This is a genomic window from Haloferax prahovense, assembly GCF_000723845.1.
Taxonomy (GTDB): Archaea; Halobacteriota; Halobacteria; order Halobacteriales; family Haloferacaceae; genus Haloferax; species Haloferax prahovense.
In genome coordinates this window covers 1,671,484-1,697,649 of the sequence record NZ_LK053000.1, presented here as the reverse complement: position 1 = coordinate 1,697,649, position 26,166 = coordinate 1,671,484, and the positions used below count along the sequence as shown (strand labels likewise).

Below are 26,166 nucleotides of genomic sequence, written 5' to 3'. Positions count from 1 at the left end.
CCTTACTCTTGGGGCCGGGCGGGCTAGTCCCCCCGGGCGCGCTGGCCCCGCCGTCCGCGCTCGGCGACGTACAGCGTGTCGCCCGGAAGCGTCTCGCGGGCGACCGGAATCGAGGGTTCGTCGTAGCCGAGCGTGGTGAACAGGAAGTCGGCGTCGGCGCGGCGGGCGACCTCCGCGGCGGGCCGGTGAAGTTCGACGGGGACGTTCAGAGCGTAGACGACGCCGGCGTCGGCGTAGGGACCGAGGTCGGGGGCGTCGGCGCGGGCGAACACGTCGTCGCGGACAAACGAGACACCCTCGGGGACGGGGAACTCGTGTACGTCGACGGCGACCACGTCGACCCCGCGGTCGGCGAGGGCAGCCGCCACCGACGGCTCCCGGCCGACCCCGACTTCGACCGCGCGGTCGTACCCCGACAACCGTGCGACGAGCGCGTCGCGCAGCGATTTTTTCACGTCGGGATATTTATGAAGCGTCCCCGCTTAATCCCTCGCATGCTCGTCGATATCGTGCCTATCGGGGATATTTCTGCGGCCGTCAAGCGGGAGGCATCCGCCGGACTCCGCTCCGTCTACGACTGCGACGTGACCGTGCACTCGAATCAGGCGATTCCCGAGGGCGCGTTCGACCGGAGCCGAAACCAGTACCGGGCCGAGCAGTTCATCGAGCTGGCGAGCCGCATCGGTCGCGGCGAGAAGAACATCGGCATCACGGAAAAGGACCTCTACTACCGCCGCCGAAACTACGTCTTCGGCCTCGCGTACCTCAACGGCAACGGCTCCGTCATCTCCACGTACCGCCTCCAGACCTCCACGGACGGCGGCATCACGAACAAGCCCGCCGACGAGGTGCTGTCCGACCGCGTGCGAAAGGAGGTCGTCCACGAAATCGGCCACACCCTCGGCCTCGAACACTGCGACAACAACAAGTGCGTCATGTCCTTCTCGCCGACGGTCCGCGAGGTGGACGTGAAAGAAGAGAACCTCTGCGGCACCTGCAGTCGGCTCGTCCACTAGTTCTCCGAACGCGAGCGCCGTCTCACCCTTTTTCTCGTCTCGGCACCTGTATTCAGGTATGAACTTCGTCGTTGCAGTAGACGGCTCTGCGGCCGCCGACAGAGCGCTCGACCACGCGCTCACGATGCTCGAACCGCTGGGTGCGACGGTCACCATCGTCCACGCGGTCGAACCGCAGGTCCTCGTCGAAGGCGGCGAGGAACCCGTCGCGGGGGTCGCCAGAACCGGCGACCGAATCGTCGCCGAGAGCCTCGAAGACGCGGAATCGCGCGCCGAACACGTCATACAAGCGGCCGCCGAACGCGCCGCCGACGCGGGCGTCGAAGCGACCACGGAACTCCTCTACGGCGACCCCGTCGAGGCGATTCCGACCTACGCCGACGAGTCAGGTGCCGAGGGCATCTTCGTCGGCCACCGCGGCCTCTCGAAACGCTACGAGGGGCTGGTCGGGAGCGTCGCCAAGGAACTGGTCGAGCGGGCGTCCTGCCCCGTCACCGTCGTCCGCTGAATGCGCCGACTCGACGGGCGGGAGGGCGGCGGACAGCCCCTCAGGACCGCCCTCGCCCTCTCGGTCGTGACCGGCGAGCCGTTCGAGATGACGAACGTCCGCGGGAACCGCTCGACGCCCGGGCTGAAGGCCCAGCACGTCGCCTGCGTCTCCGTCGCCGCGGCCGTCTCGAACGCCGACGTCGCCGGCGACGAGGTCGGGTCGTCGACGCTCCGCTTTTCCCCCCGCAACGTCCGAGCCGACCCGGTCGAGGCGGCCGTCGGCACCGCCGGGAGCGCGACGCTCGTCTGCGAGACGCTGCTCCCCGCGGCCGTCGCTCTCGACGACCCGCTCTCGCTCACCGTCACCGGCGGCACCGACGTTCGGTGGTCGCCGCCTGCGGACTACCTCCGGTACGCGAAGCGTCCGCTGTGTTCGGCGTTCGGCGTCGAGTTCGGCGTCTCGGTGCCTCGTCGCGGCTTCTACCCGGCCGGCGGGGGCACGCTTTCGCTCCGCATCGAACCGGCCGAGCCGACACCGGTCGAACTGACTCGCCGCGCGGAGCCCGACGAACTTCGAGTCTACTCGGTCGCGAGCGAGTCGCTCGCTGACGCCGCGGTGGCCGAGCGACAGGTCGAGGGCGTCCGCGACGCGCTCGCCGAGGCGGGCGTCGACCTCCCGATTCGGTCGTCGGTCTCGTCGGTCGAGAGCGACTCGCCCGGTTCGGCCGTGGTCGTCGTCGCTCGGGGCGGAGAAGACGAGAGAGGCGGCGACGGCTCCGCGTCGCTCGTCGCCGGCTTCGACGCCTACGGCGAGCGCGGCACGCCGGCCGAGACGGTCGGATCGCGGGCGGCCGACTCGCTTCTCGACTGGCTCGGCGGCGACGCGCCGGTTGACCGCCACATGGCCGACCAACTGCTCGTCTGGGTCGCGCTCGCCGGGGGTCGCGTACGGATTCCCGCCGTCACGGACCACGTGCGGACGAACCTCGGCGTGATTCGTGCCTTCGGCTACGACGTGTCGCTTCGGGCGGGCGAAGACGGCGACCGCGGCGCGGGGTCGGGCGCTGGCGCAGGTCCGGGGACGGGGACGGGCGCGGTCGTCGAGTCAGACGGCGGCCGCTGACCGGAAGAACCGGCTTCGGCAGCCTCAGGGCGCGTATTTCCCGGTCAGTTGCGTCTCGGCGGTGACGTGTCCCGCGATGGCGCGTTTCAGGTCGGCTTTCGTCGCACCGGCGTCGAGGTCGAGGGAGGTGTCGAGCGCGTACAACAGGAACCGATAAGTGTGCTCGCCGTCCGGCGGGTTCGGGCCGCCGTAGTCCCGTTCGCCGTAGCTGTTGGTTCCCTCGACCGCGCCCGGCGGCGTCTCGCCCGCCTCGATGGCGTCGGTCTCGGGGTCGATGTTCCAGACCAGCCAGTGGTCCCACACCTTGCCCGCGGGTTTCACCGCGTCGGGGTCGTCCATCACGAGGGCGAGCGAGGCGGTCCCGGGGGGAACGCCGCCGATTCGGAGCGGCGGGCTCTCGTTTTCGGTCGCGTAGCCGTGGGTGCGGGGTATCGGGCTTCCGTCGTCGAACGCCGGGCTTCGGAGGGTGAGCCCGCGGCGGCGCTCGCTCGAATCACTCGATATCATTACCCGCCCGTTGGGCGACCAGCGACAAAACGATTCGTTCGGCCGAATCGACCCGTCAGCCGCCGTGAACGACGCGGATTTGGATTCCATCGGGGTCGGAGACGACGAGCGAGTCGGTCGCGCCGGCCGCGTCGCCGTCCCCGGATTCGTCCCCGTCGAACCCGCCGTCGTCGAACCCGTGGCCACCGTCGGCCAGCGACTCCCGGACCGCGTCGAGTGTCGCGGCGTCGGGGACGACGACTTCGAACCACTCGATGCCGCGGCCCTCACCGGCGGGGGCGCTTCGGGTGTTCCAACTGTTCAGGCCGACGTGGTGGTGGTACTCGCCGGCGGCGACGAACGACGCGCTGGGGTAACCCTCGTCGCGGACGCGCATGCCGAGCGCGTCGACGTAGAAGTCCCGCGAACGGGAGACGTTCGTGACTTCGAGGTGGACGTGTCCGAGGTCGGTGCCGTCGGGCGCGCGGTCCTCGCCGGCGGCGTCGTCGGCGAGCGACCCGAGGTCGAGCGCGAACGTGTCCATCGACACTCGGCGGTCGTCGGTCCACGGCCACTCCTCGCGGGGCCGGTCGTAGTAGACCTCGACGCCGTTGCCCTCCGGGTCGCGGAAGTACAGCGCCTCGCTGACGAGGTGGTCGGACGCGCCGGAGAGGGTCGCGCCGGCCTCGGTTGCGCGGGTTCTGGCGCGGGAGAGCACGTCGCCGAGCGCGCCTCGGTCGGGCACGCGAACCGCGAGGTGGAACAGCCCGGCCTCCCGGCGACCGCGCTCCGGGGCGTCGGAGTCCTCGTCGAGGACGACGACGGGAGTCTCGCCGGCCGAGAGGACCGCCCGCGAACCGTCGCGTTCGCGCTCGACCGCGAGGCCGACCACGTCGCGGTAGAACGGGACGACGCGGTCGAGCGAGCCGACGCGGAGCGCGACCCGGCCGAGGTGGGTGTCGTCCGTGAGCGAGCCATCTGATGAAGGTTGAGTCGTCATATCTCCGTCTTCGAGCGTGACCGTGAAAACGCCCGTAGTAACATCGGAGTCACTCGCGGCGCGAGGTGTAACCGAGGGTGAGGGAGCGAAGAACGGAGAACCGGGGGGGTGGAAACGCGAGCGAACGGGTCGCTATTCGGCGTAGTAGTACTCGCCGGCGCGCTTCTGCTCGCGGTCGAGTTGCGAGTCGGGCTTGTTGATGCGCGGGCGCTGGGTGCGCTCGTCGCGGCGGAACGTGATGTCGAGGTCCGACAGGAAGTCGTTCATGCCGTCGCGCATCTCCTGGGGCTTCGAGGCGTGGCCCTCGATGGACGGCTCGCCGTCGAACACCATCAGGCGGTCGGCGAGCAGGTCCATCATGTAGATGTCGTGGTCGATGACCATGACCGTCGCGTCGTGGTTCTCGGCGTAGCGGCGGATGGCCGAGGTGGCCTGCACGCGCTGTTCCACGTCGAGGTGGGCCGACGGCTCGTCGAGCAGGTAGAGGTCGGCGTTCTGTGAGAGACACGCCGCGATGGCGACGCGCTGGCGCTCGCCGCCGGAGAGGTCGGTGAGGTTGCGCTCCATGATGCGGTTGAGCTGGAGCGGGTTCGCGATTTCGGTGTTCCAGTACGACGAACCGAACTGGTCGGTGATGGACGAGAGGAACGCGTCGACCCGCATCGGCTGGTCGATTTCGATGTACTGCGGCTTGTACGAGATGTCGAGCGCGAAGTCGAGTTCGCCCACGTCGGGCGTCAGGTCGCCCGTAAAGAGCTGTGCGAGCGTCGACTTCCCGATGCCGTTGGGGCCGACGATGCCGAGCACTTCGCCGTTGTAGATGGTGCCGGCCTCGACGTCGAGGGAGAACTCGCCGTCGCCGTAGGACTTGGCGAGTTCGGGGTACTCGACGAGGGGTTCGGCCTTCGTCGTCTCGCGCGGCGCGTGCTCCTCGAAGGTGATTGCCTCCGGACGGATGCGCATGTTCTCGTTCGAAAGATACCCCTTCAGGTACTCGTTGATGCCGTTTCTGACCGACTTGGGGTCGGTGATGACACCGTACGCGCCGGGCTCACCGTAGGCGACGTGGAGCGTGTCGGCGAGCAGGTCGAGGATGGCGAGGTCGTGTTCGACCACGAGCACCGCGCGGTCTTCTTCCTCCGCGAGTTCGCGGATGAGCCGCGCGGCGGTGACGCGCTGGCCGATGTCGAGGTACGGCGAAATCTCGTCGAGGAAGTAGAAGTCGCGGTCGCGGGCGAGCGTCGCCGCGAGGGCGACCCGCTGAAGCTCGCCGCCGGAGAGCGTCTCGATGTCGTTGTCGACGACCGGGCCGATGTCGAGGCGGTCGATGTAGGAGTCGAGCGCGCCGCGCTCGTCGGTCGCCTCCAAGAGGTCGCGGGCAGAGCCGTCGAACTGCTTGGGAATCTGGTCGACGTACTGCGGCTTGCGCGCGATGGAGACCTCGCCGTCTCGAACCTGTTCGACGTAGTTCTGGAGTTCGGTCCCGCGGAAGCGGTCGAGGACGGCCTCCCACGTCGGTTCCTCGTCGTAGTTGCCGAGGTTGGGGACCATTTCGCCCGCGAGGGCGCGGACGGCCGTGGTCTTCCCGATACCGTTCGGTCCGAGGATACCCGTGACCGAGCCGGACTCGGGGACCGGAAGGCCGTACAGCGAGAAGGCGTTCTCGCCGTAGCGGTGGGTCGGGTCCTCGTCGAGTTCCGAGGGGAGGTTGATGATTTCGATTGCATCGAAGGGGCACTTCTCGACGCAGATACCGCAGGTCTCGCCGAGGCAGATCTCCTCGGAGATGCGCACCTGGTCGGGACCGCCCTGCTCGGCGTCCTCGCCGCGGAGCGTGATGCACTCTTTACCCGTCCGGTTCGGCGGACAGAAGTTCGAGCACTCGTAGCTACAGCGGTCGGGGGAACACCGGTCTAAGTCGACGACGGCGATACTATCGTCGGCCATCGTTAGATCTGAACACCCGAAGTCAGGAGGATGGCGAACGTGATGAACCAGAGCGCGAAGGTCATGAACACCACGTAGAGGTAGTCCTTCACGCCGAACCCGTTGACATCGATGCCGACGACGCGAAGCACCGGGAACTGGACGAGGACGAACGCCCCGAGGATACCCACGGCCAACTGATTGGTCGCGGCCTCGGGACTCGTCCCCACCACAGCCCCGGAGAGCACCGCGGCGGCGATGCCGGCGAGGCAGGCGAGTGTCGTGACCGTCACTCCACGAATATGACTGGAGAGACCGGTCTGCGTTTCCGTGGCCATGTGTTCCTCTGCGATATCCGGCGTCAAAAGGCGTTCGTTCCTGCGGCCGCCGCGCGGATAAAGCGTTGTCGGCCGGTCGCGGGCCAACAAGGTTTATGCTGGTAGCGCGTTTCGATTCGTAACGATGGCTGGAACAGAAGAGGAGAGTCTCGACGACCTCCCACCGAGTGCGAAGCTCGTTTTCAAAGTGCTCGAATACAACGGTCCGCTCACCCAGAAAGGCATCGTCGAAGAGTCGATGCTCTCGGCGCGAACCGTTCGCTACGCGCTCGAACGACTGGAGGGAATCGGTATCGTCGACGAGGACGTCTACTTCGCCGACGCCCGACAGAACCTCTATCAGTTGACCGATCTCGCGCCGCAGCAGGCGCAGGCCAAAGCCGACGGCGGCAAGGAAAAGGCCTGCTGCGCCGAGTAACTAGAACCGCCGCGGAACCACCGCACGCTTCGCAGTCGGTGTCGGAAGAGACCAGTTGCGACGCGTCGCCCCGGTCGAAAACGACCGACAGACGACGAAAACGACGATTCGGCCGTTCTCCTAGGCCGGAACGACCGTAATCTGCTGTTTTCTATCGATAGCGTTCTCCAGTTCCTCGGCGATGGCGCTACCGCGCGAGACCTGAATGTCCCCGCCGCGGCCGACCGTCGCCGTGAACAGGTATTCGTCGTCCGCGCGGACCTCGACGGTCTCGCCGACGTGGCCGTCCATCCGGACGATGACGTGCCGCGAGGTGACCTCGGGCGTCACGACGACGCCCTCGCCGGTCCCGCCGCCGGAACCGGACGCACCGGACTGACCGCCGGCGTTCGCGCCCGCGCGCTGTCCCGACGACGAGGGCTTTTCGTCGTGGGTCCGCACGTCGATATCGATACCGAGGCGGTCTTCGACGTCCGAGATGCGGCCGCCGCCCTTCCCGATGACGTAGGAGATGTCGTCTTCCTCGACGTAGACGACCGCGCGGTTCTGGCCCTTCAGGTCGACGTCGACGTGGCCGCGGGCGATAGAGCGAATCTCGCGTTCGATCTCCTGTTTCGCCAGCCGGGAGACGCCGCTTTCTTTCTCTTCTCCGCCCTCGCCGAGCGGGACGGTGACGACCTGCCGGTTGAACGTGTAAATCTCGTACTTCGGCGTGCCGGTCTCGAAGTCCCGAATCTGGATGACCGGGCGGGCGAGGTCCTCCGCGAAGAGGCCCTCGGGCACCTTGACCTCGGTGCTCACGTCGTACACCGTGTGGACCTCGCCGTCCTCGATGTAGACGACGGTGTCGACGACCTGCGGAATCATGCCGAGTTCGACCCGGCCGACGAGGCGCTGGAGCGCGTCGATGGCGCGGGTGGCGTGGACGACGCCGACCATGCCGACGCCCGCGAGGCGCATGTCGGAGAACACCGAGAAGTCCTCGGTCTTTCTGACCTCGTCGTAGATGGTGTAGTCCGGGCGCACGAGCAGCAGGGAGTCGGCCGTCTTCGCCATGTCGCCGCCGAGGGCGGTGTACTGGGTGATGTCCGGGCCGACCTGCAGGTCGCGGGGCTTTTCCATCGTCTTGACCGCGTAGTCGCTGTCGTTGAGGAACTCGGCGACCGCCTGCGCGAACGTGGACTTCCCGGCACCGGGCGCCCCCGCGATGAGGACGCCGCGCTGGCGCTCGGCGAGTCGGTCGCGGAGTTCGTCGGCGAACTCGTAGTCGTCGAGTTCCGTCTTGACGATGGGCCGGACGGCGGTGATTTCGATGCCGTCGGCGAACGGCGGGCGAGCGACCGCGATGCGGTAGTCGCGGAACTGGACGATGTCCATGCCCGGCTCGGAGAGTTCGACGAAGCCGTCGGTGGCGGCGCGGGCGGAGTTGATGATGTCGTCCGCCCACTCCTTCATCGTCGCCTCGTCGGTCGGCTCGTCGGCGATGGGCTGGTAGTGCATCTCGCCGACCGCGCCGCGTTTGGCCTTCGGGCGGGTGCCGGTCTTGAGGTGGACCGACATCGTCTGGTCGTCGAAGAAGCGCTCGATGATGAGCCCGCCGGAGCCGCGGACCGCGGCCTCGACGTACTCGACCGAGACGCCCTTCGCCTTCGCCACTTCGGCCTGCACCACGTCGCTCGTCAGGAGCGTCGCCGACCGCTCGGTGGCGATGTCGCGGATGAGCGCGTCGATGTCGCCCTCGCCGGCACCCTTCGTCTCGCCGGAACTCGGGCGGCGACCGACGTACTTGAGGTCGATGACGCCGTCGTCGGCGAATTCCGCGAGACGCTGGAGTTCGGAGAGGCCCTCCCAGCCCGTGTCACGGCCGTCGTTGGCCTGCGATTCGAGTTCGCTGACGACCGCCTCGGGGACGAGTACGTCGGCACCCTCGTAGGTGCCGTCGTCGACTCGCTCGGACACGCGACCGTCGATGACCGCGCTCGTGTCCGGCACTATCTTCATGCGCGTGGGTTTGGGCGGGTGACGGATAAGGTTGTAGATAAAAGCGGTGACACCGCCGACGGGGCGGCGGGTGGGACCGCGGCTCTCGACTTCGATTCAGTCGTCGCCGGGCGCGACCGCTCGCTTCCCGCCGATGACTTCGAACGACCCGACGAGGCCGTCGAGGTCGGCCGCCCGCGACGACAGCACCTCGGTCTGGTCCGCGAGGTCACCGATGGACGTGGACTGTTCCTGTGCCGTCTCGACGACGGTCCGCGACTGACCGGAAGTCTCCTCGGAGATGTTGGCAACGTCGTCGACGCGGGCGGCGATATCCGCCGCCGACGTGGCCTGCTGGTCGGTCGCGGCGCTCACCTCGGCCACACTGGCGTCGATGTCCGTCACCATGTCCACGATGCTCTCGAACTCGCCGATGGCCTCGGTGACGGTCTCCAGGCTGTCGGCGACCTGCCGGTTCATCTCCCGCACGTCGGCGAGCGTCTCCTCGGAGTGGTCGGTGATGTCGGCGATGAGGCCGGACACCTCGTCGGCCGAGTCGCGAGTCTCCTCGGCGAGCGACTTGACCTCCTGAGCGACGACGCCGAAGCCGTCGCCGGCCTCGCCCGCGTGGGCGGCCTCGATGGCCGCGTTGATGGCGAGCAGGTCGGTCTGGGACCCCACGTGCTCGATGAACGCCGCGATTTCGTCTATCTCCTCGATACTCTCCGTGAGTTCGGCGACGGCGTCGGCGGTGCGGTCGATGCGAGCCTCCACGGTGTCCAGCTCCCGCATCGCCTCGGTCGCCGCGTCCCGGCCGACCTCGCCGCGCTCGGAGGCCGTCTCGGCGGTGGTGGCGACCTCGTCCGCGGAGGCGGCTATCTCCTCGACGGTCGCCGAGAGCGTGTTGAGTTCGTCGGAGACGGTCTGGAGGTGCTCGGTCTGCGCCCCCGCGCCGTCGGAGATTTCGGTGACCGAAGCGGCGACTTCCTCGCTGGCGGCGTCGGCCCGGCGGACGTGCTCGCGGGCGGTCGAACTCATCTCCGACACCGCCTGCGCGAACGACTGCACCTCGCCGATGGTCGACGAGAGGGTGCGGACGAGGTCGTTGTAGGTCGCCGCGACCTCCTCGTATCGCTCGTCGTCGACGCCCCAGTCGTCGGTGTCGATGGTGACGGTGAGGTCTCCCGCCTGCGCCCGCGAGGTCGCCTCGGCGAACGCTTCCACGAGGTGCTGGAGGTTACGCGTGTAGTCGGCGAGGTCGCGCTGCATCCGGTCGAGCGCGTCGCCGAACTCGCCCGGTAAGTCCTCGTCGAGCGCCGGGTCGTCGAACCGCTGGTCGGCGAGCGCGCCCGCCTGCGAGGCGACGATACAGAGGTGGTCGTGCATCGCGGCGAAGTCGTCGGCAAGCCGAGCCACCTCGTCGTTCCCGGTCACGTCCGGGGGCCGGGCCGAGAGGTCGCCCGCCGCGACGCCCGCGGCCGCCGACGAGATGGACTCGATAGGCGAGACGATGTCTTTTCGCGTGATGATAATCGTGTTGACGAACGCGAGGCCGGCACCGAACAGGAAGAGCGCCGAGAGTTCGAGTCGGAGCGCGCCGGTCGCGACCCACGGGAGCGCGGCCTGTGCGAGAGAGACCGCAAACTGGATGGCAACGGCTGCGACGACCTTTCTCTCGACCGAGTCCGAGATTCCAAGCGCGTCCATGCTTCCCCAGAGCAACCGTTCGTACGTCGAGACGAGTCGCATACTCGGACGTGCAGGGAACGCACAATAAGCCGGGCCGTGCATTCTCGAATATTGATAACGGCGGGTGCCGCGTGGCGACAGTCGTCCTCGGCTGCGGCGGGCCCACGCGCGGACTGCCGGACGCCACACGCTTTTGGAGCGACCCCTCGACGGGCCCGCATGGACGAACTCCGCGACCTCACGGCGGCCCTCGTGTCGGTGCCGAGCCACGAAGACGAGACCGCCGTCGGCGACCGCATCGAATCGTGGCTCCGCGAGGAGACCGACGCCGACGTGACCAGAGACGACGCGGGGAACGTCGTCGCCCGCGTCAACCCCGGCGTCGGCGAATCGCTCGCGCTCGTCGGCCACCACGACGTGGTCCCGCCGGCCGACCGACAGACAACGGACGACGGCGACTACGTGGTCGAGACCCGCGACGGCCGACTCTACGGCCGCGGCTCGGCGGACATGAAAGGGGCCGTCGCGGCCTCGATGCTCGCCTTCCGCGACGCCACCGCCGAGGTCGATTCTGAGGTCGTCTTCGCCTCGTTCGTCGGCGAGGAAATCGGCGGGGAAGGCGTCCGCGCCGCCCTCGACGACGGCTTCGAACTCGACTACGCCGTCGTCGCCGAGGGGTCGACGAACTACACCGGTCCCGACCGGACCGACGTGGTGGTCGCCCACCGCGGCCGCCGGGCGAGCACCCTCGTCGCGTCGGGGACCGCCTGCCACGCCAGCGAACCCGAGCGCGGCGAGAACGCCGTCTACCGCGCGACCGACGCCGTGGACGTGGTCCGCGACCTCTCGGTGCCGGACGCCGAGGTCCTCGGCCACCCCGTCTCGGGGAGCATCGCCGTCACCGAAATCGACGGCGGGAGCGCGTGGAACGTCATCCCGGACCGCTGTGAAGTGACCATCGACGAGCGGACCGTCCCCGGCGGCTTCGCCGACCTCGCGCGGACGGCGGAACTCGAGGGCGTCGAGTGGGTCGTCGAACAGGACCTCCCGCCGATGGCGTGCGACGACGCCGACTTCGCCGAGCGCGTCCTCGACGCCGCCCGGTCGGTTCACGAGGCCCGCAGCGACGCGGAGCCGGAGCAGACGACGAAGCCCCACGCGACCGACGCCGGATGGCTGGCGCAGGCCGGGACGACCTGCGTCGTCTACGGCCCCTCGGAGCCCGGCGAGGCGCACACGAAAAACGAGAGCGTGTCGCTCGACGTGCTGGCGCGGTGTTACGAGACGTACCGTGGCCTCGTGGAAGACTGGTGAGAGCGGTCAAAACACCCCGCGACGACGCCTGAACACACCACCCGCGACGACTCCCGACAAACCACCGGGCGGGACTGAAAGGGGCCGCGAGCGAGGGCGAACCCCGGCGGCGTGAGCACCGCAGGCCGGAGGCCGAGGAGCGCGCGTCGCCGCGGGAGTCGTCGCTCGCGGGGGCTTTCGCGGTGGTATCGACCGCGGCTGTTACGGCGGCGGGGGCGATTCCGGTATCCTCGGGGACGGAGCGACAAGCGACAACCGCGTATCAAAAGCCCACCACGGATAACCGGCTCCTGCGATTTAATACGCCTCCGAGACCACCATTCGTACTATGGCGCAATCCTCCGCAGAGTCCGACTCGGAGTCGGCGTACGACCAACTTCTCCAGAAGTACAAGCGAATCGCCAACGTCGAGAACGCCGGCGGCATCCTCTCGTGGGACCAGCAGGTCATGATGCCCGACGAGGGGACGCCCGCGCGCTCCCAGCAGATGTCGGCGCTGTCGGCGCTGAGCCACGAACTCCTGACCGACGACGAGTTCGGAGAACTCCTCGACTCGGCCGAGGCCGACGACCCGACCGACGAGCAGGCCGACGTGCTGCGCGAACTCCGCCGCGACTACGAGCGGGCGGCCCGCGTGCCGAACGACCTCGTCGAGAAGATTTCCGCGGCGTCCTCGGAGGCCATCCCGGCGTGGAAGCAGGCGAAGGCCGAAGACGACTTCGAGACGTTCGCGCCGCATCTGGAGAAGCACGTCGAACTGAAGCGGCAGTACGCCGAGCACATCGACCCCGACCGCGACCCCTACGAGGTGCTGTTCGAGGACTACGAGCCGTGTCTGCCCCTCGAACAGGCCGAGGAGATTCTCGCCGAGGTGCGCGAGGTGCTCGTCCCGATGATAGAGGACATCCGCGAGTCCGACGTCGACCTCGCGGTGGACGCCTTCGAGGGCGAGTTCCCCGAGGAAGACCAGGAGACGCTCGTCCGCGACGGGCTCTCGACGCTCGGCTACCCGTGGGAGCGCGGCCGCCTCGACACCGCCCCGCACCCGTTCTCGTCGGGGACGCAGTTCGACGCCCGCGTGACGACCCGCTACGACGAGTCCGACGTGCTCGGGTCGCTGTTCTCGACCGTCCACGAGTTCGGCCACGCGCTGTACACGCTCGGCCTGCCGGACGAACACTACGCGACGCCGCTCGGTGAGAACCGCAACCTCTCAGTCCACGAGTCGCAGTCGCGGCTCTGGGAGAACCACGTCGGGCGCTCGCGGGCCTTCTGGCGGCACTTCCTGCCCACGCTCGAAGACCGGTTCCCGGAGGTCGACGCGACGGTCGAAGAGGCCTACGAGGCCGCCAATCAGGTGTACGACGACAACCTCATCCGCGTCGAGGCGGACGAACTGACCTACCACCTGCACATCGTCATCCGGTTCGAACTCGAACGCGAACTCATCGCCGGCGACCTCGCCGTCGAGGACGTGCCGGAGGCGTGGAACGACAAGTACGAGGAGTACCTCGGCATCCGCCCGGACACCGATTCCGAGGGCTGTCTGCAGGACATCCACTGGGCGTACGGGAACTTCGGCTACTTCCCGACCTACTCGCTCGGCTCCATCATGGCCGCCCAACTGTTCGCGGCCGCCGAGGAGGACATCGACGACCTCGACGGGAAACTGGCCGACGGCGAGTTCGGCGACCTCCGCGAGTGGCTCCGCGAGAACGTCCACCAGCACGGCCGGCGCTACGAGACCAACGACCTCGTGAAGCGGGCCACCGGCGAGGACTTCGCCGCCGACGACTTCCTCGGCTACGTCGAGTCGAAGTACGGGTCGCTGTACGACCTGTAGGCGAGACTGACAGTCCGCCGCAGTCCCCCGATTTTCGACGCTTCGGAGTCGTCGCAGGAACTAAATAGGGGTATGCCATATCATACCACGTATGGCCTCAGCACCCAGTGACGACTTGTTCGACCAGTTCTTGACCGACCGCGGTCACGAGACAGAACCGGTACGCTGGGACCGATCCTATAACAAGCTGCAGTGTCCCGACTGCGGGGCCCTGCACGACATGGGCGCGGCGACCTGCTCCGTCTGCGGGTGGGTGCCGGAGGCCTGACGCGTCCGAACTGACCAAGCCACAAGCACCTGTTCTCGACGGTTTCTCACCCGTTCGGTGAGCCGTCCGCGAACGCCCGGCGAGTACGACTGCTCCGGGCGCGTTCGCCCTCGTCAGAAGCACGTCGCTTATCACCGATAAGGCCGTGAACGTGCACAATGAGCGAATCCGACGTGACCGTCACCCGGCTGTTCGGCGGCCCGGGAAGCGGGAAGACCACGGCCTTGCTCGACAAGGTCGAGGAGATTCTCGAACAAGACGGCGTCACCATCCGCGACATTCTCGTTGTCTCTTACACCCGAGCCGCGGCGGCCGAGGTCCGCGACCGGCTCGCGGAGCGACTCGACATCAACCCGCGGTCGCTGAAGGGGAACGTCTCGACGATGCACGCGAAGGCGTACGAACTCTTGAGCCTCTCGCGGAACGACGTGGTCGGCGAGAACGACAAACAGGAGTTCTGCGAGGAGTACGGCGTCGAGTTCGAAGACGAGTACGGCGGCGCGGGCCGTCGGACCGCCCGCTCGACCACCATCGGGAACAAGGTCATCGCCACGAGCCAGTGGCTCCAGCGCACCCGCCGCGACGTCTCCGACTGGTACGACGTGCCGTTCCAGTGGAACGTCGAAGAGGTCCGCCTCCCGCCTGAGGTCGACCCGAACGCGCAGGAAGGAAACAAGTACACGCCGACGTGGCCCTCCGACGACGACCGCATCGACATCCCCGAGGCCATCCGCGCGTGGCGCGCCTACAAGGGCGAAAACGGGCTGGTCGGATTCGCTGACATGCTCGAACGCGTCAAGCAGCGCGCGCTCGTCCCCAACGTCGACTACCTCGTCATCGACGAGTTCCAGGACATCACGACCCTCCAGTACGACGTGTACGAGGAGTGGAAGCCCCACATGCGGGGCGTCCTCATCGCCGGCGACGACGACCAGGTCGTCTACGCGTGGCAGGGTGCGGACCCGAACCTGCTTCTCGACGCCGAACGCGACAACGACGAGATTCTCCCGAACTCCTACCGCCTCCCGTCGAACGTCCTCAACGTCGTCAACCGGGAGATTCGCCACATCGACAAGCGACAGGAAAAAGACCTCAAGCCCCGCAAGGAAGGCGGCGCGGTCGAGGCCGTCGAGAGCCCGTCGATGCTCGAACTCGCCCGGAACGTCCGCTACACCGTCGAGAAAGACGAGGGCACCGTGATGGTGCTGTTCCGCGCGCGCTACCAGATGTTCCAGTTCATCGACGAGTTCCTACCGTCGGGCATCCCCTTCTCGACGCTGACCGACCAGCGCATGTGGACCGACCGACTCACGCAGTACGTCCGCGCGGTCGAGGCGCTGGAGGCCGAAGAGCCCGTCGACGGGCTGGAGGCCCGCCGGCTCGCCGACATGCTTCAGGACTCCGCGTTCGGCACCAACGACCGCGACGACCTCTTCGACGCCATCGACGACAGACAGGAGGAAGCCGGCGTCGACGACATCACGAACATCGAGTTCACGCCGAAGGAGATCAAGAACTTCGCGCCGTTCGCCCCCGACAGCGCGTCCGCAAGCGACATGGTGCGCAAGGTGACGAGCTTCCAGCGCAAGTCCGTCAACGCGTACTTCGGCGGCGACTACGAGGGGATGGACCCCAGCCGCGTCCGCGTCGGCACCATCCACTCCGCGAAGGGTCGCGAGGCCGACCACGTGTTCATGGCGACCGACCTGACCGAGAAGGTCGTCGAGCAGATGGCCGCCTCCGTCTCCGACGAGGAGCTCGAAGCCCGCGGTATCGAGGAGTTCACCGCGACGACGAGCCCCGTCCCGCTCATCACCGACAACGAGCGCCGCGTCTTCTACGTCGGGATGTCCCGCGCCCGAGAGCGCCTCATCGTCCTCGAAAACCTCGTCACCGGCGCGCCGACGCTCCCCATCAGCGTCCTCCTCCACAACGAGATTCGCGAGGACCCCGCACAGGAGCTCGTCGACGACGCGCAGGAACCGCCCGCGCCCGAACCCGAGGCGTAACGTCCCGTGCGAGGGAGACCTCGCGGCGGCGACGCCATCGACGCTGCCGTCGACGAGCGAGACACCGTCGGCTTCGTCGCCGTCTGCCGCGGCCCCGACCCGACGAGTCGCTACCTCACGGGTCGGGACTTCGACTGCGACCTCGTGTTCGTCCGCGTCGCCGGCGAGACGCATCTCCGAGTCCCCTCGACCGTCGAACCGCCGTCGCTCCCGGTCGCCTCGGTCCGCGTCGACGACAGGCCCCCAGGGAAGGCCGCCGCGGCCGTCCTCGCGGAACACGCCGCTTCCGAAGGGACCGTCCTCGCACCCCGGACGATTCCGCACGACGCCGCGCTCCACCTCGAAGCGGCGGGCTACGACCTCGCGTCGACCGCGGCGGTCGGAGACGCCCGTGCGGTGAAAGACGACGCCGAGCGCGACGCCATCGAGGCCGCCCAGCGCGCGGCGACCCGCGGCGTCGGTCGCGCGGCCGCGATACTGTCGGCGGCGACGGTCGAAGCGGCCGACGACCGCGACGGCGGCTCCGTGGGCGACGACCGCGGCGACGATGGCGAAGCCGTCCTCTCTTGGGACGATGCGCCGCTGTCGAGCGAGCGACTCCGCCGACAGGTGAACGCGACGCTCGCGGCCGAGGGCGTCGATTACACGGGCGCGACGACGGTCCGGGCGGGAACCCGAGGCGGCGGGAACGAACCGGTGGAACTCCGACCGGGCGAGCCGATAGTCGTCTCGGTCGGCCCGCGCGGCCCGACGGGCTACCGCGGCGCGCTGGCCCGAACGTTCGTCGTCGACCCCGACGGCGGGTGGGAGCGCCGGGCGCACGTCGCCTGCGACGCCGCCAGAAAGGTCAGTCTGGTCGAGGCCGACCCCGGTGACGACGCCGGCTTCCTCGGGAGCGAACTCCGCGCGGAGACCGCCGCGTTCGGCTTCTCGATGGCCGACGAGGTGACGAGAGACGTGGGCGGCGGCATCGGACTCGCGGCCCGCGAGGACCCGCCGCTCGACGGCGACAGAGAGCTCGTCGCCGGCAACGTCCTGCGGGTCCGGTCCGCGGTCACGCACCCGGACCACGGGCGAGTCGAACTGACGGACGTGCTGGTCGTCGGCGAAGACGGGCCGCGACTGCTCGGCGACGCGCCGACCGGTCTCGACCCGAGTCGCTGGTAGCTACTCCTCTTCGTCCGGGTCTTTTGCCACGCCGCCGATGACTTTCTCGGCCGCGAGCGAGGGGATGTCCTGCGGCATGGTGAGGAACTTCGGGAGCGCGACCATCAGCACCGCGAGAAGGAGCATCGCGCCGCCGAAGACGGTCTGACCGTCGGCGAGGAGCGTGAGTCCGAAGCCGCCGACGGGGATGGCGAAGATGAGGGTCGCCGCGAGACCGACCATCTCCAAGATTCCGAGTCGCATCGCCCGAGGGTACTCCGCGGGCAACTAAAAGCGTCGCGACCGGCAGCGAACGGGGGCGTCGGGCGACGGTCGGAGCCAAACGACCCGTCGCCGTGGCCGACACTCTCGCGGGGTAGCATTAAGCCGCCTCCGAATCGACTGCCCGCATGGTCGCCATCACGTCCGGGATGCTCGTCGTCTTCGGTCTCGTCGTCGTCACGATGGCGCTTTTCGTGACGGAGGCGGCCCCGCCGGACGTGACGGCAATCGGCGTCATCGTCGCGCTCGTCGTGCTCGAACCGTGGACCGGGGTCGACCTCCAGACGGGGCTGTCGGGGTTTTCGAGCGCCGCGACCATCACCATCCTCTCGATGTACGCCCTCAGCGAGGGGATTCGACAGACCGGCGCGATTCGCGTCCTCGGCGACGCGGTCGCCTCCTTTACGAACGGGAGCGAGGGCCGACTGCTCGCCGCGGTCGTCGGGCTCACGGGTCCCATCGCGGGCGTCGTCAACAACACGCCGGTCGTGGCCGTGTTCGTCCCGATGGTTTCGGACCTCGCCGACCAGGCGAACATCTCGCCGTCGAAGCTCCTCATCCCGCTTTCCTACGCCTCGATGCTCGGCGGCACGCTCACGCTCGTCGGGACGGCGACGAACCTCGTCGCCAGCGAGGCCTACGCCGAGGCGACCGGGTTGCCGCCGTTTTCGATGTTCACGTTCACCCCCCTCGGCGCGGTGGTGTTCGTCGTCGGCGCGGGCTACCTGCTGACGGTCGCGCCGCGGCTCCTGCCCGAGCGAATCGAGCCCGGGAACCGAACCGGCAACTACGGCGTCGAGCCGTTTCTCGCCCGCGTGCTCGTCCCCGCGCGGTCGCCGCTCGTCGGCATCCCGGCGGGCGAGGTTTCCGACGACACCTACCGCGACCTCAACGTCGACATCCTCGACGTGCTCCGCGGCGGCGAGCACTTCATCGCCGCCGACTCCGACCGCGAGGTCGAGTCGCGGGACATCCTGACCATCCGGGGCGACCCGGCGACGATTCGGCGCTTCTGCGACCTCGCGGACCTGCGGTTCCTCCCGCGCGCGTCGGTCACCGACGCCGAACTCGACCGCCCCGACCGCGTGGCGCTCGTCGAACTCGTCGTCCCCCGCGAGTCCGGACTCGTCGGCGAGACCATCGGCGGGGCGCAGCTCCGCGAGCGGTACGACGCGGCCGTGCTCGCGGTCCGGCGGCGCGGCGGCGACCTCATCCGCGAGCACTTCCGAGACGTGGACCTCCAGGTCGGCGACTCGCTGCTCCTCCAGACGACGAACGAGACGGCGCGGTACCTCCGGGACAGCGGCGACTTCGTCGTGACGAGCGAGGTCGCCGACGAACTCATCGAGGACAACGGCGAACCGTCACCCACGGCGCTCCGCGCGTTCGCCGTCGTCGCGGCGGTCATCGGACTGGCCGCGATCGGCGTCGTCCCCATCGCCATCGCCGCGCTCGGCGGGGTCGCCGCGATGGTCTCGCTCGGCTGTCTGTCGGCGAGCGACGCCTACGATGCGGTGAGCTGGAACGTCATCTTCCTCCTCGCGGGTGTCATCCCGCTCGGTCGGGCGCTCCAACTGACCGGCGGCGTCACGCTGCTCTCGGAGTACGTTGGCGTCGCGGCGACCTACCTCCCCGTCATCGTCGTGCTCGCCGCGTTCTACCTGCTCACGGGCCTGTTGGCGAACGTCATCACGCCGGTCGCGAGCGTCGTCCTCCTGTTGCCGGTCGCCGTCGACACCGCGTTCGGCCTCGGCGCCGACCCCTTCGGCTTCGCCATCGCGGTCACCTTCGGCGGAAGCACGGCGTTCATGACGCCCATCGGCTACCAGACGAACCTGATGGTGTACGGCCCCGGCGGCTACCGCTTTACCGACTACCTCCGCGTCGGCGCGCCGCTCCAACTGTTACTCACGGTCGTCACGACTGCCGGAATCGTCCTCATCTGGGGACTGTGAGGCCGCCGCGGCGACTCACTCGGCTCGCTTTTGCGTCTCGCCCGCGTTCCGTCGCTGCTCCGACTCCGACCGGACGCCGTCGCGGACGCCGTCACCGTTCGACGGGTCGTAGCCCGCGGGACCCGACGGGAGCGTCTCGGGGTCGTCGACGCTCAGGCCCGTGGTGACGAGCAGTCGGAGACCCCGGCGGACCGGCATGTCGAGTTCGCGAATCTCGTCGGGCGAGACCATGATGAGCGCCCCGGCGGTCGGGTTCGGGCTGTGCGGGACGAACACGGTAAAGAGTTCGTCGTCGGACACCGCCGAGACCGACGGGGGAGCCTCGTTGGTGACGAAGCCGATGGAGAACAGCCCCTCGCGCGGGTACTCGACCAACACCACGCGGTCGTAGCCGGCGGTCGGTTCCGTGAGCGATTCAGAGACCTGCCGGACGCCGAAGTAGATGGTGCGGACGAGCGGGAGGAGCCGAACACCGCGCTCGAAGCTCCCGAAGAGCCGCTGTCCGAGACTCATCGACGCGAGGTAGCCGAGAAGTGAGACGGCCACCGCGATGATGAGCGCCGACAGCACCTGCGAGATGAAGACGATGTCGCCGGAGTAGTTGAGCGCCTCGGCGAGGAATGGCGACACCTGACGGACGACCGGACGGAGCGCGGCAGTGATTCGATTGAACGCGAACTGGAGGACGAACACGGTCACGGCCAGCGGGGTGACGAGAATGAGACCGGTGACGAAACTGCTCCGCAGTCGGGCCAGAACGTCCATACCGACTCTCCGGACGACGAGCGTAAAATTGTATGGGCGAGAGTGTCACAGAAACGTGATAGAGAACGGAAACGATAGGCATTAAGTTCACCCGTCCGAAGCCGCGGGTATGTTCACGGGAATCGTGGAGGGGCCGGGCGAAATCGTCGACGTGGCCGACACCGACGGCGGTCGCCGCCTCCGCATCCGCACCGATCTCGCGTTCGACGACCTCCACCACGGCCAGTCAATCGCGGTCTCGGGCGTCTGTCTGACCGTCGAGGCGTTCGGCGACGACTGGTTCGAGGTGTTCCTCGCGGCGGAGACCGTCGAGAAGACCTACCTCGGCGACGTGGGCGAGGGCGACCGCGTCAATCTCGAACGCGCCCTCGCGGCCGACGACCGCTTCGACGGCCACATCGTCCAGGGCCACGTCGACGGCACGACGACGGTCACGAACGTCGAGCGCGTCGGCGACGACTGGTTCTTCGAGTTCGACCTCCCAGAGCCGCTGGCAAGCTACGTCGTCCAGAAGGGCACGGTGTGTCTCGACGGCATCAGCCTCACCGTGGCCGACCGCCGCGAGGACTCCTTCGCCGTGGCCATCATCCCGACGACCTACGACCTGACGACGCTCTCCGAAAAGGAGGTCGGCGACCCGATTCACGTCGAGGTCGATGTGGTGGCGAAGTACGTCGAGTCGATGCTCGACGGCTACGCCGAGCGGTTGGTCGCCGAGTAGGGCGGCCGGTTCTTTCGTTTCGTACGTTCCCGCGCCGTCGCCGACTCAGTCCTCGAACTCGGTCTGCTCCGACGCGAACGACGCCGCGCTCGGCCCGGGCGCGTGAGCGCTGTGGTAGGCCTGACTGTAGCTGCGGAGCTTCCCGATGAGGTAGAGCCCGAAGATGCCGTCGTAGATGATGACGTAGACGAGGAAGGCCGCGAGACCGCCGATGCCGGTTATCCCCGCGATGACGGACGAGCCGAGGCCGACCGTCGAGTTGTACGTCGCGTGGACGAGCGCCGCGAGGATGAGGCCCTTGATGACGATGGGCCCGGCGTGTTCCTTGTTGAACTTGGCGAGACCGAGGTAGTAGCCGGCGATGGCCGAGTAGATGACGTGACCCGGACCGGCGAGCGCTCGGACCGCGGTAATCGTCCCGCCGGCGGCGATGATACCGACGCCGCCGGACCCGACATCGAGTCCCGACGAGGTGAGGTTCCGAGTGATGTACAGGGCGTTTTCGATGGTTGCGAAGCCGAGACCGGCCATCGCGCCGTAGACCGCGCCGTCGATGACGGCGTTGAAACTGTCGTGGGAGTAGGCGTACAACCTGACCGCGAGGAGCTTGACGGTCTCTTCGACCGGACCGACCACGAGGAAGTAGAACACGATACTGCCGAGGAAGCCGATAGACAGCTGGAACTCGGCCGCGATAGTCTGACCGACGTTGCTCAGAAGCGAGTTGAGAATCGCGGCGAACGTGGCCGTGAGGACGCCGAGGAGGAACGTCACCACGAGCATCGATAGCGGCTCGTTTTGGGTCACGTCGGAGTAGTAGACGTAGCCCGCGAGCGCGAGCGCCGGAAGTGCCGAAAGCAGGGTGAGCGCGCCGACCTGCGGGTCCGTGAGCGCCGAGAGACCGCCGATACCGACGAGGATGAGCAGCGCGGCGAGGACGACCACCGCGCGGGTCGACGCGACCAGCACCCGGTAGAGCGCGACCGCGAGCCCGTCAACCGAGGTTCGTTCCTCCCACGTGGCGATGTCGTAGAGGTCGTCCGAGCCGTCGGACGCCTGCTCGACTGGGTCCTGCTGGTCCATCACGTGGGATAAAGGGTATCGCATCTGGTAATAGCTTCGGCCACGGCATCCCGCGACCGACCGGCCGAACGGTCAATAGTCGGGTGACCGGCGACCGAGTAACCGATGACCGACTGGCCGACGACCGTTCGTCTGGCCCAGCGACCGACTGCCGACCGTACGACGTTAATGCCTCCGCTCCGAAGGGCGGGTATGCACTTCGACCCCCGCGAACAGGCGGCGCTCCGCGAGGTCGGCCTCGACACCGACGATCTCCGGGCCGCGTCGGACCTCGTGAGCGACGCAGTCGAATCGGACGCAGACGCCATCGCCGCGTTCTTCGGCGACGGCGGCACGGTCTACTCGGACATGGAGATGGCCCACAGCGCGAGTGACGTGCAGGAACACGCCGTCGACCACGTCGACCTCTACACCCACGGTGCAGACCTCCGCGGCTACCTCAAGTTCGACTCGTGGGGCGTCCCCATCGAGGGCGGCCGCGTGCTCACCGAGGAGAAAATCGAACTGACGCTCGGCCCGACGGTCGACGCTCGCGTCACCTTCGCCCGCGACGCCGACGAGCTATGAGAGTCCGCGTCCGCGGCATCTACGCCACCGCGCTCACGGGCATCTTTCTCGACGACGGTCACGACGTGGTGCAGGCGTCCGGCCCGATTCGGGAGCGCTTCGACGCCGAGTTCGACTCGTCGGACCACGACGTGTCGGTCGAGACGACGCGGAACCGACAGGGCGTCGGCGCGAGCGGCGCGACCGAGGCGGTCGCGACGGCCACAGAGCGACTTACCGAGCTCGGCATCGACACCTTCGCGTGGGACGACCCCGCGCCGACCGGCGCGGTGTTCGACGCCCGCGTGACCGACACCCTCGGCGGCGGCGCGGTCTGCGACCTCGGCGAGACCGAGGGCTACCTGTCGTACGGCGACATCGACGGCCGCGTGGACGTCGGCGACGAGGTTCGCGTGCAGGTCGCCGAGTCGGCCCCGCCGTGGGCCTCCCGCCGCGCCGAACTGACCGGCGACATCCGCGCCGTCGCGGGGCTGGCGACGCTCGACCCCGATTCGGAGGGCGTCCGCGTCGACACCCGCGACGAGGCCGCCGCCCGCGAACTGGCGGGAATGACGGACCTGCTCGGCGGTGACCCGCCCGAGGGCTGGGGAATCCGCTGGCACCGCGACGCCGTCGACGCCGACATGAGCGCCCTGAACGACGCGCTCGACCGGGCCGCCGAGGTGGCCGCGGAACTCGACGACGCGCTCTCCGAACCCGTCGACGCCCCGCGGGCGGTCGCGGCTCCCACCGCGACGACGTGGGTCTGGTTCGGCCGCGAGACCCGGTTCGAACTCGACGCCCAGCGCCGGGCCGTCGAGACGACGATGCCCGGCCACCACCGGACGAAGGCCGCCTCGCCGAAGGCCTCCGCCGGCGTCGACCTCGCGGAGTCGCTCTGCGAGTCGGTCGGCGACGGCGAGTTCCCCTTCGACGTGGTGACCGCGCAGTTCGGCCCGCTGGAAGGCGACGACGTGGAAATCGGCCACGGGAAGCCGGACGGTCGGCTCATCACGCTCGGCTCCGGCGAGGTGACGGACCGCGACCCCGAGGGAACGGTGGAGCTCCGGCGCGGCATGACCGGCGGCGGTACCTACGACGCCCTCGGCGTCGACCGCGAGTCCGGGGACGTGGCGGTCACGAAGTTCCGCGAGGGGCGCTGGTGGTACCCGACGGTGTACCGCGACGCCGACGGCGGTGTCAAGGGGACCTACGTCAACATCTGCACGCCCGTCGAGTGCTTCCCCGACCAGATTCGGTACGTCGACCTCCACGTGGACGTGGTGAAACACGCCGACGGGACGGTCGAGCGGGTCGACGACGACGAACTCGACGAGGCCGTCGAGGCCGGCCACATCTCCGAGGAACTGGCCGAGAAGGCGCGGTCGGTGGCGTCGAGTCTGGAGTCGGCGCTGTCGGGGTAGGCGTCGCAACTCCGGAAGACGGTCAGTCGTCGTTGCCGGGGAGGACTCAGACGTCGTGGTGGCGGGAGTCGTCGAAAATACGTACTGAGAACCGCGGAACAGGGTGCGAGTGTTGGAGGGAACCGTACGGCTACGACCGGAGGGAGTAGCCGCCTTTTTTGGTCCAGATCTTTTGGCGGGGTTCGAGGCAACGAAGTTGCCGAGGGCCCCGTGAAAAAAGGTGGGTTAGAAGTGACCCGGCCCCTCGTCGCCGTACTGCAGTTCGCCGCCGCGGCCGCCCTCGACGGTGCTGCTGCCGTGGTCGCCGGAACTGGGGACCTTGACCTGCACGTCGGTAATCTCGTCGAACGTCATGATGAGGTCCGACTGGATGTTCTGGGCGGTGATGTTCGAGATGCCGCACCCGGCGCACGCGCCCCCGAGTTCGACGACGACTTCCCCCGATTCCGCATCGGCCTTGCGCACGACGCTGTTGCCGCCGTGCATCTGGATGATGGGCATCTGGCCGACCATCCACGTCTCGACGCGCTCTTTGAGGCTCTCCGACTCGTCGCTCATACCCCGACGCTTCGAGCCCCACGGATTAGAATGAAACGGTTCTCCCAACGCGCCGGCCGGCGAGAGAAAGGCTGTCTCGGTCGTTCGTGATAGATTCGGCGGGAGAACCACGGAAGCCAGTGAATCGGCGCATCGGGCGTTGGAGCCGGTCGCCCGCGGTCGCGCCGCCCTCAGTCGCGCCGCCGGTGACGACGGGCCAGCCAGCCGGCGACGCCGAGGGCCGCCGCGCCGACACCGAGTCCGAACCCCGGCGCGTCGGTCGTCGATGTCGATTCCGACGACTCGCCTCCGGCTTCGGGCGCAGTCGTCTCGGTCGGCGTCGGCGTCGGCGTGTTGACGAGCGATTCGGTGGTTGTCTCGGGACCGAGCGTCGGCGGGTCGCGCTGGTCGCCGGCGTGGTCGGGGAACGTGTAGAGCGCGGGCGACGCGTCGCCGACGCCCCAACTCGACGCGACGAACACGCCCTCGTCGGCGAAGGGGTAGGCGTACCGCGCGGTCCAGAAGCTCGCGCGCTCGGGGTCGCGCCACCACGCGAGTTCGACGGGGTCGGTCGGGTCCGACACGTCGTGGCGTTTGACGCCGCCGCGGTACCACGAGGTGTAGAGCCGGTCGTCGCGGAAGTCGAAGTTGTGCGCCGTGGTCCAGACGCCGCCGACCGTCGGGTCCGGACTGGCCGGCGGCTCGATAGTCGAGAGCCGTTCCGGGGTCGCGGGGTCCGACACGTCCCAGAGTTCGACGCCGCTCGGCCCGCCGACGAGGTCGGTCGTCCCGTCGTCGCGTTCGACTTCGACGGCCCACGACTCGATGCCGACGCCGAGGAGGTCGCCGGAGTCGTCGGTGGCGACGTAGTGGTGGTTGCCGGGCGGCGTCCGCCCCTCGCGGCGGCGGTCGCGGGCACCCAACCCCGACAGCTCCTCGGGGTCGCCGGGCGAGACCGACCCGAGGACCGACGGCGACGCGGGGTCCGAGAGGTCGACGAGCCACGTCCCGGCGTCCCAGAGGGCGACGTGCGCGACGCCCTCGCGGACCCACACGTCGTGGACGGACCGGACCGAGGCGGGTACGTCGGCCCAGCGGTCGTCCGCGGAGACGACCGACCAGCGGCCGAGTTCGTCGCCGGTGTCGGTGTCGAGAACGACCAGCGGGTTCCGGTCGCCGTCGTTGGCGGTGAGGTACGCCCGCCCGTCGGCGGCGAAGCAGTTGTGAATGGGGAACTCCGTCTCGTGGAACGCGATTTCCTCGGGGGTCGCGGGGTCGGACACGTCGACGACGAGGACGCCCGCCGGCGCGCCCGGAATCGGGTTGGCCGGGCCGACGACGAGGAGCGTGTCCCCGTCGAGCTTCACGTCGTAGATGCCGCGGAAGGGACCGTCCTCGCGGTCGGAAAGCGGGTCGCGGCGCTCGGCGAGGAGTTCGGGGTGGTCGGGCGCGGCGATGTCGACGACAGCGTAGCCGCTGGTCGCGGCGACGAAGACGGTCTGGCCGTCGGCGGAGACCACGGCCTCTTTCGCGCCGTCGATATCGATGCGACCCAGCGGCTCGAAGGGACCGGGATGGGCGGTGATGGGGCGGGAACCGGCGACGGAGACGGTCGTGGCGGCGACCGCGCTCACGCCGATGGAGCGGAGGAACTGGCGGCGGTCCACGGTGAGTCTGAGAGTGCCGAGGAGAAAAATCGGACGGAGGTCCTTGGGTAGCGGGAAGGCCTGGGGACCGGGGGAAAGCGGGGACCGCTCAGTCTGCACTGGGTTGCGTGAGAACTGAAGCGACGCCGATGGGGATGGGTG

General features: G+C 68.6%; 25 protein-coding genes. 13 read left to right on the top strand and 12 right to left on the bottom strand.

Annotated features, from left to right (window positions below):
- Positions 1–23: 23 nt before the first annotated feature.
- The gene (locus tag BN984_RS08460; protein WP_008091607.1) at positions 24–455 is read right to left on the bottom strand and encodes a UPF0146 family protein; all 432 of its coding nucleotides are present in this window, start codon (positions 453–455) and stop codon (positions 24–26) included.
- Positions 456–494: 39 nt separating this feature from the next.
- Here BN984_RS08460 and BN984_RS08455 point away from each other — a divergent pair, with 39 nt between their 5' ends.
- From BN984_RS08455 to rtcA, 3 genes are read left to right on the top strand one after another with little or no spacing between them, the layout of a single operon-like run.
- Positions 495–1,016 carry an archaemetzincin family Zn-dependent metalloprotease gene (locus BN984_RS08455; RefSeq protein ID WP_004969113.1) on the top strand — a complete coding sequence of 174 codons (522 nt, stop codon included), beginning with the start codon at positions 495–497 and terminating at the stop codon, positions 1,014–1,016.
- A 58-nt stretch (positions 1,017–1,074) separates the two neighbouring features.
- On the top strand, positions 1,075–1,524 hold the full coding sequence (locus BN984_RS08450; RefSeq protein ID WP_008091603.1) for a universal stress protein: 450 nt from the start codon (positions 1,075–1,077) through the stop codon (positions 1,522–1,524).
- Positions 1,525–2,628, top strand: coding sequence for an RNA 3'-terminal phosphate cyclase (rtcA, locus tag BN984_RS08445; RefSeq protein ID WP_049968026.1), 1,104 nt, complete (start codon positions 1,525–1,527; stop codon positions 2,626–2,628). It abuts the gene before it with no gap.
- A 24-nt stretch (positions 2,629–2,652) separates the two neighbouring features.
- Here the strand turns inward: rtcA and BN984_RS08440 are convergent, their stop codons facing one another.
- The 4 genes from BN984_RS08440 to BN984_RS08425 all read right to left on the bottom strand — a co-directional run bounded on the left by BN984_RS08440 (position 2,653) and on the right by BN984_RS08425 (position 6,378).
- Positions 2,653–3,135 carry a YbhB/YbcL family Raf kinase inhibitor-like protein gene (locus BN984_RS08440; protein WP_008091600.1) on the bottom strand — a complete coding sequence of 161 codons (483 nt, stop codon included), beginning with the start codon at positions 3,133–3,135 and terminating at the stop codon, positions 2,653–2,655.
- Between the two features lie 55 nt (positions 3,136–3,190).
- Positions 3,191–4,114 (bottom strand): VOC family protein, encoded by a 924-nt coding sequence (locus BN984_RS08435; protein ID WP_049968025.1) that lies wholly within the window; start codon positions 4,112–4,114, stop codon positions 3,191–3,193.
- 132 nt (positions 4,115–4,246) lie between these two features.
- On the bottom strand, positions 4,247–6,061 hold the full coding sequence (locus tag BN984_RS08430; RefSeq protein ID WP_008091598.1) for a ribosome biogenesis/translation initiation ATPase RLI: 1,815 nt from the start codon (positions 6,059–6,061) through the stop codon (positions 4,247–4,249).
- A gap of 2 nt (positions 6,062–6,063) precedes the next feature.
- Entirely contained in the window at positions 6,064–6,378 is a 315-nt protein-coding gene (locus BN984_RS08425) for an EMC6-like membrane protein (protein WP_008091597.1), read from the bottom strand.
- Between the two features lie 124 nt (positions 6,379–6,502).
- Between BN984_RS08425 and BN984_RS08420 the strand changes: the two genes are divergently transcribed.
- The gene (locus tag BN984_RS08420; protein WP_004044502.1) at positions 6,503–6,796 is read left to right on the top strand and encodes a MarR family transcriptional regulator; all 294 of its coding nucleotides are present in this window, start codon (positions 6,503–6,505) and stop codon (positions 6,794–6,796) included.
- A 120-nt stretch (positions 6,797–6,916) separates the two neighbouring features.
- Here the strand turns inward: BN984_RS08420 and BN984_RS08415 are convergent, their stop codons facing one another.
- Entirely contained in the window at positions 6,917–8,797 is a 1,881-nt protein-coding gene (locus tag BN984_RS08415) for a PINc/VapC family ATPase (RefSeq protein WP_008091591.1), read from the bottom strand.
- 96 nt (positions 8,798–8,893) lie between these two features.
- Positions 8,894–10,525, bottom strand: coding sequence for a methyl-accepting chemotaxis protein (locus tag BN984_RS08410; RefSeq protein ID WP_008091589.1), 1,632 nt, complete (start codon positions 10,523–10,525; stop codon positions 8,894–8,896).
- Positions 10,526–10,684: 159 nt separating this feature from the next.
- Here BN984_RS08410 and BN984_RS08405 point away from each other — a divergent pair, with 159 nt between their 5' ends.
- The 5 genes from BN984_RS08405 (at position 10,685) to BN984_RS08390 (ending at position 17,066) form a co-directional block, all read left to right on the top strand.
- Entirely contained in the window at positions 10,685–11,779 is a 1,095-nt protein-coding gene (locus BN984_RS08405) for a M20 family metallopeptidase (RefSeq protein ID WP_008091586.1), read from the top strand.
- Positions 11,780–12,107: 328 nt separating this feature from the next.
- Positions 12,108–13,622 (top strand): carboxypeptidase M32, encoded by a 1,515-nt coding sequence (locus tag BN984_RS08400; RefSeq protein ID WP_049968024.1) that lies wholly within the window; start codon positions 12,108–12,110, stop codon positions 13,620–13,622.
- Between the two features lie 91 nt (positions 13,623–13,713).
- Positions 13,714–13,890, top strand: a complete 177-nt coding sequence (locus tag BN984_RS20110; protein ID WP_004973500.1) for an HVO_0416 family zinc finger protein — start codon at positions 13,714–13,716, stop codon at positions 13,888–13,890.
- Between the two features lie 158 nt (positions 13,891–14,048).
- The gene (locus tag BN984_RS08395) at positions 14,049–15,899 is read left to right on the top strand and encodes a UvrD-helicase domain-containing protein (protein WP_008091581.1); all 1,851 of its coding nucleotides are present in this window, start codon (positions 14,049–14,051) and stop codon (positions 15,897–15,899) included.
- Between the two features lie 6 nt (positions 15,900–15,905).
- Complete coding sequence (locus tag BN984_RS08390; RefSeq protein WP_049968023.1) at positions 15,906–17,066, top strand: M24 family metallopeptidase; 1,161 nt, start codon at positions 15,906–15,908, stop codon at positions 17,064–17,066.
- Here the strand turns inward: BN984_RS08390 and BN984_RS08385 are convergent, their stop codons facing one another.
- Positions 17,067–17,309, bottom strand: a complete 243-nt coding sequence (locus BN984_RS08385) for a DUF7533 family protein (protein WP_008091577.1) — start codon at positions 17,307–17,309, stop codon at positions 17,067–17,069.
- Positions 17,310–17,455: 146 nt separating this feature from the next.
- Between BN984_RS08385 and BN984_RS08380 the strand changes: the two genes are divergently transcribed.
- Complete coding sequence (locus tag BN984_RS08380) at positions 17,456–19,282, top strand: SLC13 family permease (RefSeq protein WP_008091575.1); 1,827 nt, start codon at positions 17,456–17,458, stop codon at positions 19,280–19,282.
- A 15-nt stretch (positions 19,283–19,297) separates the two neighbouring features.
- Here BN984_RS08380 and BN984_RS08375 read toward each other — a convergent pair whose 3' ends face one another.
- Positions 19,298–20,047: a DUF502 domain-containing protein gene (locus BN984_RS08375; protein ID WP_008091573.1), complete on the bottom strand. Its 750-nt coding sequence runs from the start codon at positions 20,045–20,047 to the stop codon at positions 19,298–19,300.
- Between the two features lie 109 nt (positions 20,048–20,156).
- Between BN984_RS08375 and BN984_RS08370 the strand changes: the two genes are divergently transcribed.
- The gene (locus BN984_RS08370; RefSeq protein ID WP_049968022.1) at positions 20,157–20,768 is read left to right on the top strand and encodes a riboflavin synthase; all 612 of its coding nucleotides are present in this window, start codon (positions 20,157–20,159) and stop codon (positions 20,766–20,768) included.
- A 45-nt stretch (positions 20,769–20,813) separates the two neighbouring features.
- Here BN984_RS08370 and BN984_RS08365 read toward each other — a convergent pair whose 3' ends face one another.
- A complete protein-coding gene (locus tag BN984_RS08365; protein WP_008091568.1) occupies positions 20,814–21,851 on the bottom strand; it encodes a PrsW family intramembrane metalloprotease in 1,038 nt (345 codons plus the stop codon).
- A 192-nt stretch (positions 21,852–22,043) separates the two neighbouring features.
- Between BN984_RS08365 and BN984_RS08360 the strand changes: the two genes are divergently transcribed.
- Both BN984_RS08360 and BN984_RS08355 read left to right on the top strand, forming a co-directional pair.
- Positions 22,044–22,418, top strand: a complete 375-nt coding sequence (locus BN984_RS08360) for a DUF7532 family protein (protein WP_008091567.1) — start codon at positions 22,044–22,046, stop codon at positions 22,416–22,418.
- Positions 22,415–23,821, top strand: coding sequence for a DUF402 domain-containing protein (locus BN984_RS08355; protein WP_049968021.1), 1,407 nt, complete (start codon positions 22,415–22,417; stop codon positions 23,819–23,821). The genes BN984_RS08360 and BN984_RS08355 overlap by 4 nt, the downstream gene beginning before the upstream one ends.
- Positions 23,822–24,046: 225 nt before the next feature.
- Here BN984_RS08355 and BN984_RS08350 read toward each other — a convergent pair whose 3' ends face one another.
- Together BN984_RS08350 and BN984_RS08345 are read right to left on the bottom strand one after the other, a co-directional pair.
- Positions 24,047–24,379 (bottom strand): NifU family protein, encoded by a 333-nt coding sequence (locus BN984_RS08350; protein WP_004058105.1) that lies wholly within the window; start codon positions 24,377–24,379, stop codon positions 24,047–24,049.
- Positions 24,380–24,549: 170 nt separating this feature from the next.
- Entirely contained in the window at positions 24,550–26,025 is a 1,476-nt protein-coding gene (locus BN984_RS08345) for an LVIVD repeat-containing protein (protein WP_008091558.1), read from the bottom strand.
- Positions 26,026–26,166 lie beyond the last annotated feature (141 nt).

Coding starts and splice junctions, on each gene's coding strand:
- BN984_RS08455 (WP_004969113.1), top strand. CDS start 495: ATGCTCGTCGATATCGTGCCTATCGGGGATATTTCTGCGGCCGTCAAG.
- BN984_RS08450 (WP_008091603.1), top strand. CDS start 1,075: ATGAACTTCGTCGTTGCAGTAGACGGCTCTGCGGCCGCCGACAGAGCG.
- rtcA (WP_049968026.1), top strand. CDS start 1,525: ATGCGCCGACTCGACGGGCGGGAGGGCGGCGGACAGCCCCTCAGGACC.
- BN984_RS08440 (WP_008091600.1), bottom strand. CDS start 3,135: ATGATATCGAGTGATTCGAGCGAGCGCCGCCGCGGGCTCACCCTCCGA.
- BN984_RS08435 (WP_049968025.1), bottom strand. CDS start 4,114: ATGACGACTCAACCTTCATCAGATGGCTCGCTCACGGACGACACCCAC.
- BN984_RS08430 (WP_008091598.1), bottom strand. CDS start 6,061: ATGGCCGACGATAGTATCGCCGTCGTCGACTTAGACCGGTGTTCCCCC.
- BN984_RS08425 (WP_008091597.1), bottom strand. CDS start 6,378: ATGGCCACGGAAACGCAGACCGGTCTCTCCAGTCATATTCGTGGAGTG.
- BN984_RS08420 (WP_004044502.1), top strand. CDS start 6,503: ATGGCTGGAACAGAAGAGGAGAGTCTCGACGACCTCCCACCGAGTGCG.
- BN984_RS08415 (WP_008091591.1), bottom strand. CDS start 8,797: ATGAAGATAGTGCCGGACACGAGCGCGGTCATCGACGGTCGCGTGTCC.
- BN984_RS08410 (WP_008091589.1), bottom strand. CDS start 10,525: ATGCGACTCGTCTCGACGTACGAACGGTTGCTCTGGGGAAGCATGGAC.
- BN984_RS08405 (WP_008091586.1), top strand. CDS start 10,685: ATGGACGAACTCCGCGACCTCACGGCGGCCCTCGTGTCGGTGCCGAGC.
- BN984_RS08400 (WP_049968024.1), top strand. CDS start 12,108: ATGGCGCAATCCTCCGCAGAGTCCGACTCGGAGTCGGCGTACGACCAA.
- BN984_RS20110 (WP_004973500.1), top strand. CDS start 13,714: ATGGCCTCAGCACCCAGTGACGACTTGTTCGACCAGTTCTTGACCGAC.
- BN984_RS08395 (WP_008091581.1), top strand. CDS start 14,049: ATGAGCGAATCCGACGTGACCGTCACCCGGCTGTTCGGCGGCCCGGGA.
- BN984_RS08385 (WP_008091577.1), bottom strand. CDS start 17,309: ATGCGACTCGGAATCTTGGAGATGGTCGGTCTCGCGGCGACCCTCATC.
- BN984_RS08380 (WP_008091575.1), top strand. CDS start 17,456: ATGGTCGCCATCACGTCCGGGATGCTCGTCGTCTTCGGTCTCGTCGTC.
- BN984_RS08375 (WP_008091573.1), bottom strand. CDS start 20,047: ATGGACGTTCTGGCCCGACTGCGGAGCAGTTTCGTCACCGGTCTCATT.
- BN984_RS08370 (WP_049968022.1), top strand. CDS start 20,157: ATGTTCACGGGAATCGTGGAGGGGCCGGGCGAAATCGTCGACGTGGCC.
- BN984_RS08365 (WP_008091568.1), bottom strand. CDS start 21,851: ATGGACCAGCAGGACCCAGTCGAGCAGGCGTCCGACGGCTCGGACGAC.
- BN984_RS08360 (WP_008091567.1), top strand. CDS start 22,044: ATGCACTTCGACCCCCGCGAACAGGCGGCGCTCCGCGAGGTCGGCCTC.
- BN984_RS08355 (WP_049968021.1), top strand. CDS start 22,415: ATGAGAGTCCGCGTCCGCGGCATCTACGCCACCGCGCTCACGGGCATC.
- BN984_RS08350 (WP_004058105.1), bottom strand. CDS start 24,379: ATGAGCGACGAGTCGGAGAGCCTCAAAGAGCGCGTCGAGACGTGGATG.